At 39.5% G+C, this 12657-nt stretch carries 11 protein-coding genes; 6 read left to right on the top strand and 5 right to left on the bottom strand.

Features of this window, described 5'->3' with window-relative positions:
- Positions 1-29 precede the first annotated feature (29 nt).
- The 5 genes from Q0296_RS01110 to pyrE form a co-directional block, all read right to left on the bottom strand.
- Positions 30-2096, bottom strand: a complete 2067-nt coding sequence (locus Q0296_RS01110) for a cytochrome C (RefSeq protein ID WP_298035732.1) — start codon at positions 2094-2096, stop codon at positions 30-32.
- A 98-nt stretch (positions 2097-2194) separates the two neighbouring features.
- On the bottom strand, positions 2195-3622 hold the full coding sequence (locus Q0296_RS01115; RefSeq protein WP_298035733.1) for a DUF3365 domain-containing protein: 1428 nt from the start codon (positions 3620-3622) through the stop codon (positions 2195-2197).
- Positions 3612-4301 (bottom strand): response regulator transcription factor, encoded by a 690-nt coding sequence (locus tag Q0296_RS01120; protein ID WP_298035734.1) that lies wholly within the window; start codon positions 4299-4301, stop codon positions 3612-3614. Before Q0296_RS01120 ends, Q0296_RS01115 begins: the two co-directional genes overlap by 11 nt.
- Before the next feature lie 113 nt (positions 4302-4414).
- On the bottom strand, positions 4415-6118 hold the full coding sequence (locus Q0296_RS01125; RefSeq protein WP_298035736.1) for a methyl-accepting chemotaxis protein: 1704 nt from the start codon (positions 6116-6118) through the stop codon (positions 4415-4417).
- A gap of 195 nt (positions 6119-6313) precedes the next feature.
- Complete coding sequence (gene pyrE, locus Q0296_RS01130) at positions 6314-6922, bottom strand: orotate phosphoribosyltransferase (protein ID WP_298035738.1); 609 nt, start codon at positions 6920-6922, stop codon at positions 6314-6316.
- A 118-nt stretch (positions 6923-7040) separates the two neighbouring features.
- Here pyrE and Q0296_RS01135 point away from each other — a divergent pair, with 118 nt between their 5' ends.
- The 6 genes from Q0296_RS01135 to Q0296_RS01160 all read left to right on the top strand — a co-directional run.
- Positions 7041-8408 carry a Na+/H+ antiporter NhaC family protein gene (locus Q0296_RS01135; protein ID WP_298035740.1) on the top strand — a complete coding sequence of 456 codons (1368 nt, stop codon included), beginning with the start codon at positions 7041-7043 and terminating at the stop codon, positions 8406-8408.
- A 33-nt stretch (positions 8409-8441) separates the two neighbouring features.
- Entirely contained in the window at positions 8442-8699 is a 258-nt protein-coding gene (locus Q0296_RS01140; RefSeq protein ID WP_298035741.1) for a hypothetical protein, read from the top strand.
- Positions 8696-8992 carry a type II toxin-antitoxin system RelE/ParE family toxin gene (locus Q0296_RS01145; protein WP_298035743.1) on the top strand — a complete coding sequence of 99 codons (297 nt, stop codon included), beginning with the start codon at positions 8696-8698 and terminating at the stop codon, positions 8990-8992. Before Q0296_RS01140 ends, Q0296_RS01145 begins: the two co-directional genes overlap by 4 nt.
- An 88-nt stretch (positions 8993-9080) precedes the next feature.
- Entirely contained in the window at positions 9081-11570 is a 2490-nt protein-coding gene (gene flgE, locus Q0296_RS01150; RefSeq protein WP_298035745.1) for a flagellar hook protein FlgE, read from the top strand.
- Between the two features lie 89 nt (positions 11571-11659).
- Entirely contained in the window at positions 11660-12283 is a 624-nt protein-coding gene (gene thyX, locus Q0296_RS01155; RefSeq protein WP_298035746.1) for an FAD-dependent thymidylate synthase, read from the top strand.
- A gap of 2 nt (positions 12284-12285) precedes the next feature.
- The coding region (locus Q0296_RS01160; RefSeq protein ID WP_298035747.1) for a helix-turn-helix domain-containing protein at positions 12286-12657 on the top strand (372 nt) is incomplete at its 3' end.

Here is a 12657-nt window from a genome sequence, read left to right on the forward strand (position 1 = left end):
TTAAAGGGGCTAAAACTAGCCCCTAAATGCTATAAATTTTTGTTTAGAATTCTCTGAGCTTCTTTTATATACTCTTTAGAAGCATCGAGTTTTTGTTTAGTGAATTTAAATCCGTGCATACCCCACGAACCATCTTTCTCAACCATATCGATTACTTCTTGAGCACTTTGGATTAGCTCGTAAACTCTTGCTTTATCGCTTGACTCAAGTTTTTTAGTCTCAAGTAATGTATAAAGACCTTCGATACCAACTTTAACTTCAGAGAACTGAGTTTTCACTGGAGTTTGCCATCCCATAACTTCATCATAAACTTGTTTTTGGTTTTTGAAGTGAAGTGTTGGTTTTAGCTCAGATAGTACTGGGCTGTGGCAGCCTTTAGTATCTTGCATATCTTTATCAGCCCAAGATGTTCTAGCGCATGCCCACATTAAGTCAACGTAGTTATGTCCTTTTTTATCTCTATCGAAGTGCCAATCTTTTCCGTCTCTTGGACCTTTAGCAGCGTCGCCAGGCAATAGAGATTTTTTATCTGGAGAAACCATGATTTTCCAAATGTGAGATCTTCTTTGAGTATCAAATCCAGCATTGTCTTGGAACTGGATAGCGTAGAAGTTCTCGCAGCTCATCATAAATGGCATGTGGCAAGATGCACAAGTGTTATCTTTGTGTGTATCTGCTTTAGATGCTATATATGCTTGAGTTTCGTGGCAATCTTTACACTCTTTTTTGAGTTTAGGTTTTGTATATAACGCACTCAAGTAGCCTTGCTCTGAGTTATAGTTCATACCTTTGATATTTTTATCGCCTACAACTGGACCTGTGTTGTCGTGTGGATCGTGGCAAGTAACGCATCTCATACCTTTGTCATAGTGAGCTGTAAAGTATGATTGTGAGCCCTCAGAACCACATCCTGGTCCCATTGATTTAAATTTAGAGCTTAATGATAGATCAAGCTTGCCGTTGTTTAATGGGTTAGCACGCATTAAGTCTGGGCTGAAGTTAAATCTTTGGTGGCAGCGTTCGCAGTTTGATGTTCTAAAGTTTGTAGCGCCATCAAGGTGACCGCCAGCTCCGTGACACTCCTCACAGCTTACGCCTTTTGAGATAGTGTGTTTTTGAAGCTCTTTAGGATTACCTAAAGCTGCATAGAACTCTTCTTTAGTTTTGAAGTCAAATTTAACTGGGTGGCAAACTTCACAATATGATGAGTTTGCTTGGAAGAACATTGACTTTTTGTGTTTTGCAGCGTATGAAGCAAGACCACGTACGTATCCGCCGTTATCGCCGTACTCTTCAAGAGTGCCAGGGAATTCTGGTGCGATCTCTTTGATTTTCTTAACAGTAGCGTCATCTAAATTTAACGCCCATGTTCTTTGCCATTGGTTACCACCAGCTACGATCTGGCCTGTACGATCACGTAATGTACCGCCATCAACATAGTATGTACCACGAAGCATCCAAGCATCTACGTAGCCAAATTTTGTTCTTAAGTGACCAACAGTTGCATAGATAACATCTGGTGTGATACCTTTTGGAAGGATAGACGCTGTATCTTTGTCAAATACAGGCTCTGTAAGGTTGTTGTTTACCTCTGGGTGCTCACCAGGGAAACGAATAGTCGTTGCGTGGCGAGATCTGCTCCATACCTCGTATTGAGCTGGGTGACACTCACCGCACTTTTCTGGACCAACAAATTTGTTAGGGAACTGAAGTGATGAAGTAGCTGGAATTCTATACATCATAGAACTATAGCCATTACCACCATCTCTTTTACTAAGCTTTGACATATCAAAGCCATGGCCTTCTGAAAGCCACTCTAGACCACGGTCGTGAACGTTTAGTTTACCAACCGTTTTGCCACCATAATCTTTAAAGATCGGGTGGTTCTTGAACAACCAGTTATACATCTCTTGCTCTTCTACTACGTAGTCTTGCAAGGAAATAACACCTCTACTTTGCAGTGTGCCTTTAGGATTTGCGATAACATCACGTGCTTTATCGGACATCTGCATATTATGCTCTTCGCAACAGGCCTGTGACGCGAAGATGCTAACACCCATGAGTAAGCCGGCTAAGGCTTTGTGTAAATTTCTCACGTGTCCTCCTTTGAATTTTTTGAGCCTAAAATCAAAATGATTTCATACTGATAATCTTAACAGCAAAAAAGGGGGGAATAGGGGGAATTTTTAATAAATTATAAACTTTCGAAACTAATTGTAAATGTTACGCTATTTTTGTCTGTATTTCTGGCAAATATTAGGGCATTATTTTTACTAGCGATAAGTTGGCTCATATATAGCCCAAGCCCGCTACCAGACTCTTTTGTAGTAAAATGTAGCTCAAAAATGACATTTAAAACCTGAGTTTTTATAGTGCCGGCATTATTTTCTATACATAAATTTTTACGTCCGTCTTGTAAAAATGTATATATTTTTATCACTCTTGGTTTTATGCCCGAGCTTTTAAATGCGTCTTTTGCGTTGTTTATGATGTTTATTAAAATTTGGATTATCTCATTAAAATTTGCAAATATGGCAAAATTTTCTTTCACGTCGATTTGCACTTCTATCTGATATTTCTTTAGCAGAGCGCTTAATATCTTTATTGTCTGATTTATAACCTCATCTGCATAAAATTCTTTTTTTAAAGTCTTTGGATTAAAGAAATTTTTAAAGTCATCAACAGTTTCTGACATAAAATTTATCTGCTTGCTCGTTTCCTCTATAAATTCATAAATTTTTGCCTCATCAAGCTTCTTTCGCTCCTGATAAAGCTCTAAATTTATTAAAGATGAGCTTATCTGAGCTAGTGGCTGCTTCCACTGGTGCGAGATATTGCCTATCATCTCGCCCATAGAGGCTAGGCGGCTTTGATGTATCATGAGCTGCTCAGTCTGCTTTTTACTCTCCTCGCCACGCCTATGCATCTTATATACAAGTAGTAAAAATAGTCCAAAGATGACGCTTATAGCGCACATTATGACGATGACCTCTTGCAAATGGTAGGTAAAAATGGCGCGAATTGGTATCTTAAACGAGATCATCGCAACCGTTTCGTTCACGTCTGGGATCTCTATGCCCTCCATGCCATATTTTTCTAGCATTTGTTGTGGGGCATTTGCGCTGCTATGACAGGCTAGACAGCTTGGACTTTGGTTTTTTATAGGCAGACCCACAAAGAGCTGTGAGCCATTTTCATCTCTTATTATCCTTACAAATTCTTGAAATTTATTTTCTTTAAAGCCTTGCAAGACGCTCGCTTCAAATTCATTTGGCTGGTGAGCTTTATTTAGCGGTGCGATAGCAACTAGCTTGTAGTCGAAGTCTAGGTTGTATTTTTGCTTTTGGATATTGTAAATTTCACGGCTTATATATGAAGATGATAGAAGTCTTTCGTCAAAAAAATCCTCTTTTAAAATGCCCTCTTGCTTTAGCTGTTCGATCAGCGGGCGTTGCACGCCTGAGATGTACTCTCTTACAGAATTTATACTCTCAAGCACATAATGCGCCTCTCTTTTGGCGTCTTTCATCGCTAGGTCGTTGTAAAAATTTAGCACAAGTGCTGATACTAGCAAGTATACAAAGATGAAAGCACCGACGATTAGCTGAAATTTATATTTCACAAAGATAGCCTATACCATATAAATTTTTGATCACATCTTTGCCTAGCTTTCTTCTAAGCTCTTTTACGATGGTCTTTATCGCCTCTTTTGTAGGCTGCTCGTACTCCCAGATGTAGTCAAATATCTGCTCATAAGTGATGGTTTTATTTTTATTGTTTATAAAATACTCAAAAAGACGGCTCTCACTCTTGCTTAGATGAGAAATTTGACCATTTACATAAAGTGCCTTTTTGCTAAAGTCATACTCTATATCATCAGCGATCTTAACCGTCGGAGTGCGTCCCACAAGCTCCATAGCGACATCCTCAAGCGCTTTTATGAAAGACTTTTTATCGTATGGCTTTGCAAGATATCTTGTGATCTTTAGCTCAACTGCTCGCCACAAATAGTCCTGCTCGACGTGGCTTGAAAGTATTACGATAGGGATTTTTTGATTGACAGCTCTTACTTTTTTGGCAACATCTAGCCCGTCGATATTTGGCACGCTTATATCAAGCACCAAAACATCATAGGCGTCGCTTAGTGCGAGCTCAAGCGCCTCAGAGCCGTCTTGCACGCCTGTCACCTCAGCAAAAAATAGCTCAAGCGATGCGCAAATGTTTTTTAATATCGCCTCTTCGTCTTCTAGGCAAAGGACTTTTTTATTTGACAAAACGTCTAAAATATCACTCTCTTGCATATGATCCCATTTTTTTGCTCGATATTATCACGCTTTGGCTTAAAATTTGTCACAAATAATAAATTTAGCAGGGGTAAATTTAGCCAAGCTGGTTGGCTAAATTTATATCTTTATCATGTTCTAAAATGTGAAAGGCTTTGGTTAAGATTTTCTGTCATTTTAGATAGGTGAGCGGCTGCGACTGAAATTTCATCCATGCTTTTTGAGTTTTGTTTTGAAATTTCATCGATATTTACGATGCCTTTTATCAGCTCTTCGACCTTATGTCCAGTCTCTAAATAGTCCTTCGTAGAGGTCTCATTTAAGCTAACGCTCTCGTTCATTAGCTGATTCATATTTTCTATTTTTTCATTGATTTGGGCTGATTTTTTACAAAGCTCGCCAGCTTTTTTAGCGTTATCGCCGATGGTTTGGCTTGAGTTTGAGATCGCTTCAACGATTAAATTTATAGTTGCATTTATCTCGCTTAGGCTATTTTGCGTGCGCTCTGCTAGCTGCCTAACCTCATCAGCCACGACTGCAAAGCCACGTCCATGCTCACCTGCACGCGCTGCTTCTATGGCGGCATTTAGGGCAAGTAAATTTGTCTGATCAGCGATGTCGTCGATGATATTTAAGACATCTTTTACATTTTTAGCTTGATCAGCTAGGCTTTTCATCGAGCTAGCGAGTGAAATTTCACTATTTGCAGCCTCATCTACATTTTTGCTAAGTCCCAAAACATCGTTTGAGACCTCATTTATATATAGACAGGTCCTTTCAAGATTTTCTTTGCTCTTCTTAGCCTCTTCAAATGAGCTCTTTATCTCTTCTGACATGGTTTTTGCCATGTTTGTCGTATCTGTGACGATTAGCGAAGATTTGTTGGTTAAATTTGTAGTTTGAGCTGAGGTTGAAGAGAGTTGCTCGGCGATAGATGAGTTCTCATGCGCTAAGCCTTTAACACTTTCTATAACAGATCTTAGCTCGCTTGTTAGGTCATTTATCGAGCTTTTGATGTTTGAAATTTCATCTTTGCCACTAACTTCAAGCTTTTTAGTAAGATCGCCCTTGCCACTTTTTATCTCATCTGACATCTCGGTTAAATTTGCAACGATATTTTTTATAGGTCTGATGATAGCCCTACTTAAGATAAATAGCACGATAGCTATCAAAACAACCGTGATCAGGGCGCAAGCGATGATAAAGGTTTTTGTATTTTGGCTGTTTTGCTCGTTTAACACGACCTTTGTCTTTTCTATCTCGTCCGCCAAGTCATCGACATATACGCCGCTTCCTAGCATCCACTTATATGGCTCAAAATTTGCAGCGTAGCCAAGCTTCTCCACTGGCTCCTCGCCCTCTTTTTTCGCCCAGCCAAATGTGACAAATCCGCCACCTTGTTTAGCCTTTTGGATGAGCTCTTTTATAAGAAGTAGCCCTTTTGGATCTTTTAGTCCGATCAAATTTTTACCCACAAGTGATGGCTTTTCAGGGTGCATCAAAACAACGCCGTCGTAGTCGTAGATGAAGATATAGCCAGTTTTATCGCTAAAGAATTTTAGCTTTGAGACGACTCTAAAAATTTCTTTTTTTATCTCATCGTCACTTAGCCCTTTTTCTTTGCCGCCATTGTAAATTTCACGCATCATTTGATTGATCGTCTCGACGTCATCTTTTAAATTTTCTTTTCTGGCATTTACCAGCTCGTCGTAGGACTTATGGGTGAAAAACTGAGTTAGATCGCTTGAAAATTTGCTATTTAAAAAGATGAGCAAACAGCTGACAAGTAAAACTGAAAAAACAAAAGTGAGAATTATCTTTGTAGATATTTTCATAGCACACATCCTTGCATTTTGGGATCTCCTAAAAATTGCGTGCCATTTTATACATTTAAATCTTAATTATAAATTAACTTTTAAAATTTAAGAAAAAAAGAGAAAATTTGATGAAAGAATTTACTCAAAGCCCAAAATAACGAATAAGTTATAAATATTATTATTTTAAGCTTTGAGCGATAAATTTTATAAAATTTAGTTGCCTCTGCTTCCAGGCTTAATAGCCTTGCTACCACTCTTACAAAGCGGACAGTGCTCAGGCTCATAAATTTCAAACTCAAAATTTCCTAAAGCAAAAAATGGCTTGTCGCTTGGCAGTTTTGCATTTGCCTTAGCTTCATTGCCTAAATTTGCAACCTTACAAAAGCCACGATTTGCAAGTGCCGCAAAGCCAACCACTTCGCCACCAAGGCTCTCTATCACGTGGGCCGCTTCAAGTGCTGAGCCGCCAGTTGTTATGATGTCTTCACAAACTATAAATTTCTCGCCCTTTTTCACTTCAAAGCCGCGCCTTAGGCTCATCACCCTATCAACGCGCTCTGTAAATATAAAGCGCTTTTTCGCCGCGCGAGCTAGCTCATATCCAGCTAAAATTCCACCAAGTGCTGGTGAGCAAACGCTATCAAATTTAATGCCAAATTTCTCTATCACAGCGGCAAGCTCATCTGCTAGCTTTCCCGCCAAAGCTGGGTCTTCAAGCACCTTCGCACTTTGTAGATAAAACTGCGAGTGGTTACCGCTGCTTAGCAAAAAGTGCCCCTCCAAATACGCCCCAGCGTCCTTATAAATTTTCTCTAAATTCATCGCTTTTTCCTTTTAAAATTTGCCAAAAATCTTAACACATACCCACTTAAGCCACTCTTTTTAAAATTTAATAAGCCCCACGCTTGTATAATTCTTTCAACATACAAAAAGGACACACATGCTTCTCTTTAACCCTGTTGTTTTTAGCATTTTGGTGATGACGGTGCTATGTTTGCTGCGCTTTAACATCCTACTTTCTATCCTTATCTCAGCCCTTGTCGCTGGGGTTATGTATAAGCATGGTTTTAGTGGATTTGAAAGTGGTTTGGCAAGCGGTTTTGAGAGTTTTTTCACAGCTCTAAAAGAGACCACGCAAAGCCTCATAAGCGGCATGCAAGGCAACCTTGAGACCTCGCTTAGCTATATCTTGCTAGGTGCTCTCGCAGCTGCCATCGCAAATACAAATTTAACAGCCATTTTGATAAATGCAATGAGTAAATTTCTTAGCTCAAATAAGGTCATTTTTACGCTAACTATCGCATTTATCGCTTGTTTGTCTCAAAACTTGATCCCAGTTCATATAGCTTTCATACCTATCTTGATCCCGCCACTTCTTGCCCTTATGAATAAGATGGGTATAGATAGACGTGCGGTGGCTTGCGCCCTTACATTTGGCCTGCAAGCGCCTTATGTGAGCCTTAGCGTTGGCTTTGGTCTGCTTTTTCACAATATCCTTAAAAAAGAGTTAGCAAACAACGGCATAAACACAACTATCTCAGACATCTCATCAGTCATGTGGATCGGCGGTGCGTCGATGCTTGTTGGGCTCATTTTAGCCATACTTTTTTATAGTAAAAAAAGGATTTATAAAACTTCTAAATTTGAAAAAGCCGAGCTTGATGAGATCGAGCGCGCAAAAAGCCTTGAGATGACTAAAAAAGAGTGGGCAGTCTTAGCTGGTGCGGTTGTCGCCTTTGTTGTGCAAATTTACACTTCGCTCTTGCCACTTGGCGCGCTACTTGGACTTTTGGTAATGGTTGTTTTTGGAGGTATCGAATACAAAAAAGTAGATAAGATCATGGATAATGGCCTTGCTATGATGGGCTTTATCGCATTTATCATGCTTGTTGCTGCGGGATATGGCACTATTTTAAGAGAGAGTGGCGGTATAGACGAGCTTGTAAAATACGCTAGCTTGGTATCTGGCGGCAAGATAGGCGGGGCATTTTTGATGCTACTTATCGGACTTTTAGTCACGATGGGCATAGGCACTAGCTTTGGTACTATCCCTATCTTAGCCTCTATCTACGTGCCACTTTGCCTTAGTCTTGGCTTTGGCGTGCCAGCTATCATCTTGCTAGTTGGTATAGCAGCAGCTCTAGGCGACGCTGGAAGCCCGGCAAGCGACAGCACACTTGGACCAACGAGCGGTCTAAATGCTGATGGTGAGCACAACCACATATATGATACTTGTGTGCCTACATTTATATTTTTCAACATCCCGCTAATCATCGGTGGCGTCGTAGGTGCGTTGATACTTGGATAAAATATGATAGATAAAAATATGTAAGGAGTAAAAATGATAGGTATGCTAGTTACTGAAGAGACACCACAGATCACTCAAATTTTACAAAAAGCGGTTCAAGAGATAAAACGAATAAACCCTCATGCAAGGGTTGAATTTGTAGATTATAACGACTACTATATAAATAAAGAAAATGAACAAAATTTAAAAGAGCTTATCGCAAAACATAGACGTGGAGAGCTTAAATATTGCACTCTTGATGATATTATCGCTGAAACCGATGCCATAATAGAAGGCAAAAATTTAAGATGAAAATTCTTTTTACACAAGATTTTAAAGAGAATTTAAAAGAGATATTAAAATTCATAAAACAAGATAGCAAGGATCGTGCATATAACTTTCGCGATAGTCTAAAAAACGAAATCATAAAAATCCCTGAAAGACCATACTCTTACAGAGAAAATCTAACTATGAAAGATACTCAAGTAAGAGACTTGATCTTCAAGGGATATGTTGTTGTATTCGTCATAGATGAGGGCGAACAGACTATCACTATCATATCAATCTATAAATACAATCTACCAAATTTAAAATATCCTCAGTAACTATTATTTTTTGCCGATATAAATTTTGGAACATCTTTTGCTTTAGAAAGATCATAAAAAATTTTAAAACGAGAAAAAGGATAAGCTCATGATGAGATCACTTTGGTCTGGTGTTTCAGGCCTACAAGCCCACCAGATAGCCATGGACGTAGAGGGCAACAATATCTCAAACGTCAATACCTATGGTTTTAAATACAACCGCGCAAATTTTGCTGATATACTAAGCCAAACTCCAAGAGTAGCTACTGCTCCACAAGGTCAGCTAGGCGGTCAAAACGCTATGCAAATAGGTCTAGGAACGACCATAAACTCAACTACGAGAATTTTCTCACAAGGCACACTAACAGCTACTGACAAGCAAACCGACCTTGCTCTTCAAGGAAATGGCTTCTTTGTCGTCTCTCCAGATGGCGGAACGACAAGATACTATACAAGAAACGGCGATTTCGTCCGTGATAAGGCTGGTAACTTCGTAAATAACAGCGGTTATATCGTTCAAGGCTGGACTAGAGATGAAGAGACTGGCACTATCGACTCAACAGGCCCTATAAGCAACATCGTCATCAAAGAAGGTCTTACAACTCCAGCAAGAGCGACAACAGAAGTTAAAATAAAAGGCAACCTCGACTCAGGTAACAGCATCGGTCAAAGAAGCACACCTATCTACTCACTCGACTCTGTTACAGGAGGTATAGACTATGACGGAGATGGTATTATATCTAGCACTGAAAAACACATTGAAAACGACGTAAATAACGATAAATTCTATACAAACTCAAGAAAAGAACAAGCCTTGACAGAGCGTGGCGTAGATCTTGGTGTAACATTTGACGAGCTTGGAAATGGCCTAGCTCTAAGAGATGGTCAAGGTATATGGGTAAGCTATGCAAATGCTAAAACACAAAAATTTACTATCGGTATTGGAGCTGGAGCTGCACAAGATATTGGCTCACTTGGTGCAGCTCGAACTTTGGATATAACCTTAAATGGCGAAAGAATAGGTCCAAAAACTGTAAATAACATTAGTGATGTTGCAGCTGCTATCAATGCCCAATACAACAAAACTGGTGTTAGAGCTGAAATTTCAGAGGGAAACAAACTAACACTTATCAATAGAAACAACTCTGGCACTGCAAAAGAGACAAAAAATATACACCTAACAGTAAATCATGGCGACAACCTAGCAGGCGCTCCAAATCCTGGCAATTTAGCAGATACAACTATTATTACAGCCTATAAATACGTCTATACAAGCTCACAAACAACAGCCACACATGAGTATGATGATGGAAAAGAAAGAAAAATAACCACAACAGAAGATCTTCGTGCTGCTATGCAAGAAGATGCAAGATACTTTGTTGATTATAAAGGTAATAAAAATGTAGCTGGAGCTGACGTTGGCATAAAAGATGCGATAAAAGCAATAGAAAGTGCTGATAGCACAGCAGCAGCTTCTGCTGCTCTTACCGGAGCATATAAAACAACTTATGATAGTGCTGTAGCAGCTGCAAACGCTGCAGCTACAGCTGCTGGTCTACCTACGCTTACAGATTCGCAACAAAAAACAGCTGGTATTAAAGCCATAGTACAAATGTCTGGCCCCAATACAGACATAAATGATGGAGTAAAAATAACAGTAAACAAACAAGGTCAGTTTCAACTAGAAAACCCAGCAAACAGCATCGCTGATCAGGCGCTTTATATGACAGTAACTGGACTAACAGAGCCAGCCAGAGGCGCTACACCTGCCATAAATGAAAATGTGCGCTTTACAAATATTATGAAAGCACTTGATGGTGCACTAAGCCCAGGTCAAGCTTTAAGAAATAGTAGTAAACTAATGATGTCAAGCCACGGCTCAACGGCAGAAATTTTTGACTCACTTGGCTCAAAACACACAGTTAGTGTCAAATGGGCAAAGACAGGCACTACAACAGATGGCGGAACTGAGTGGAACATGGTGATCCAAGTACCAGAGCCTGCTAAGATAAACTACACAGGCGAGGGCCCAGACAACGTTGTAACTGGCTCAGTTAGATTTAACTCAAATGGCTCACTTGCTAGTTTTCACCCAGCTACGATAACATTTTCAGCTAATAACGGCTCACAAAGTGGTCAAAATGTTAGTTTAAATTTTGGTTTGGGAACTGATTTTAACGGACTAACAAGCTTTGATAAAGACTCTTCAACAGAGTCTATCTCACAAGATGGCTACACAGGTGGCACACTAAACGACTTAAAGATCGACGAAACTGGCACTATCATAGGTGCATTTACAAATGGCAAAAGCTTTGGCCTAGCTCAAGTTGCACTTGCTAGCTTTACAAACAACGAGGGTCTTCAAAGCGAGGGCGGAAACGTCTTTTCACAAACTGCAAACTCAGGCGAAGCAGTCATCGGTGCAGCAGGCACTGGCGATAAAGGAACGATCGCAGCTTCAAAACTAGAAGCAAGTAACGTCGATCTAAGCCGTGCGCTAACAGATCTTATCGTCATCCAAAGAGGCTTTCAAGCAAACTCAAAAACGATCACAACAAGCGATGAGATGTTAAACACACTTCTTCAACTAAAACAATAATAAAGGGGGCGCTCGCTCCCTTTTAAATTTACAAATAAAATCAGCCTTCTTTTTGTAAAATGCTAAAAAATTTCACAAAAAGAGAAAATATGCAAGTAACACTTCTAAATCACACTCCGCTAAATATCTGCTCTCACGCGATCCGCACATGCTGGCAAAGCTTTAACAAAGGCGACAATGGCGGCGAAAAAGACGTCGAGCTGATAGATAGGGTGGGTAATAAATTTAAACACGCATCAACGCTAGAGCATCTTTACTACAACTTCTACATCCAAGGCATCTCGCGCGCACTACTTCAGGAGCTAGCCCGCCACCGCATAGCAAGTCTAAGCGTCAAATCAACCCGCTACACGCTAAAAGAGCTAAAAAAAGAGGAGAAATTTGAAGTAGGGCAGTTTGAGCGTGCGGCTAAATTTATCGTGCTAACAAATGACGAAATGGTCGATAACGCAAGCATAAAAGCACTTGAAAATTTACGTGAAATTTTAGCTTCAACCACAAAAAGCCTTGATATCGTTAAATACTGCTTGCCAGAGTGCTATAAAACCGAGCTTACATGGAGCATAAACGCTAGAAGCTTGCAAAATTTCATCTCTCTAAGAAGCTCAAAGTCAGCCCTTTGGGAGATAAGAAATTTAGCAAATGCTATCTACGACGCCTTGCCAAATGAGCATAAATTTATCTTTGAGAAGTGCTTACCAGAAAAGGAGTAGAAATGCTTACTAGAGATAATGAATATATAAAATCTTTAGTTCTAGAATTTATAAAATTACCTAATGAGACTGAATGGCTTGAATTTAAGCAAGATAATAAAGATCCAAATTTAATAGGACAATACATTAGTGCTCTATCAAATTCAGCCGCTTTAAATAATAAACCCAACGCATATGTAATATGGGGTATAGATGACAAAACTCACGAAATTATAGGGACTACTTTTAAGCCGTCAATGGAGAAAAGAGGTAATGAAAATCTAGAAAACTGGCTTTTGAGGCTACTAGAACCAAAAATAGATTATAGATTTTACGAAATTTCTATCGAAGATAAAAATGTAATTTTATTAGAAATAGTTTCTGCTGATAAACGC

Origin of the sequence: uncultured Campylobacter sp., from assembly GCF_937890585.1 — a bacterium.
Classification (GTDB): domain Bacteria; phylum Campylobacterota; class Campylobacteria; order Campylobacterales; family Campylobacteraceae; genus Campylobacter_A.

Bases quoted from the DNA above. Each gene is read 5' to 3' on its own strand.
- Q0296_RS01120 (WP_298035734.1), bottom strand. From the start codon at position 4,301: ATGCAAGAGAGTGATATTTTAGACGTTTTGTCAAATAAAAAAGTCCTT.
- Q0296_RS01125 (WP_298035736.1), bottom strand. From the start codon at position 6,118: ATGAAAATATCTACAAAGATAATTCTCACTTTTGTTTTTTCAGTTTTA.
- pyrE (WP_298035738.1), bottom strand. From the start codon at position 6,922: ATGAATTTAGAGAAAATTTATAAGGACGCTGGGGCGTATTTGGAGGGG.
- Q0296_RS01135 (WP_298035740.1), top strand. From the start codon at position 7,041: ATGCTTCTCTTTAACCCTGTTGTTTTTAGCATTTTGGTGATGACGGTG.
- Q0296_RS01140 (WP_298035741.1), top strand. From the start codon at position 8,442: ATGATAGGTATGCTAGTTACTGAAGAGACACCACAGATCACTCAAATT.
- Q0296_RS01145 (WP_298035743.1), top strand. From the start codon at position 8,696: ATGAAAATTCTTTTTACACAAGATTTTAAAGAGAATTTAAAAGAGATA.
- flgE (WP_298035745.1), top strand. From the start codon at position 9,081: ATGATGAGATCACTTTGGTCTGGTGTTTCAGGCCTACAAGCCCACCAG.
- thyX (WP_298035746.1), top strand. From the start codon at position 11,660: ATGCAAGTAACACTTCTAAATCACACTCCGCTAAATATCTGCTCTCAC.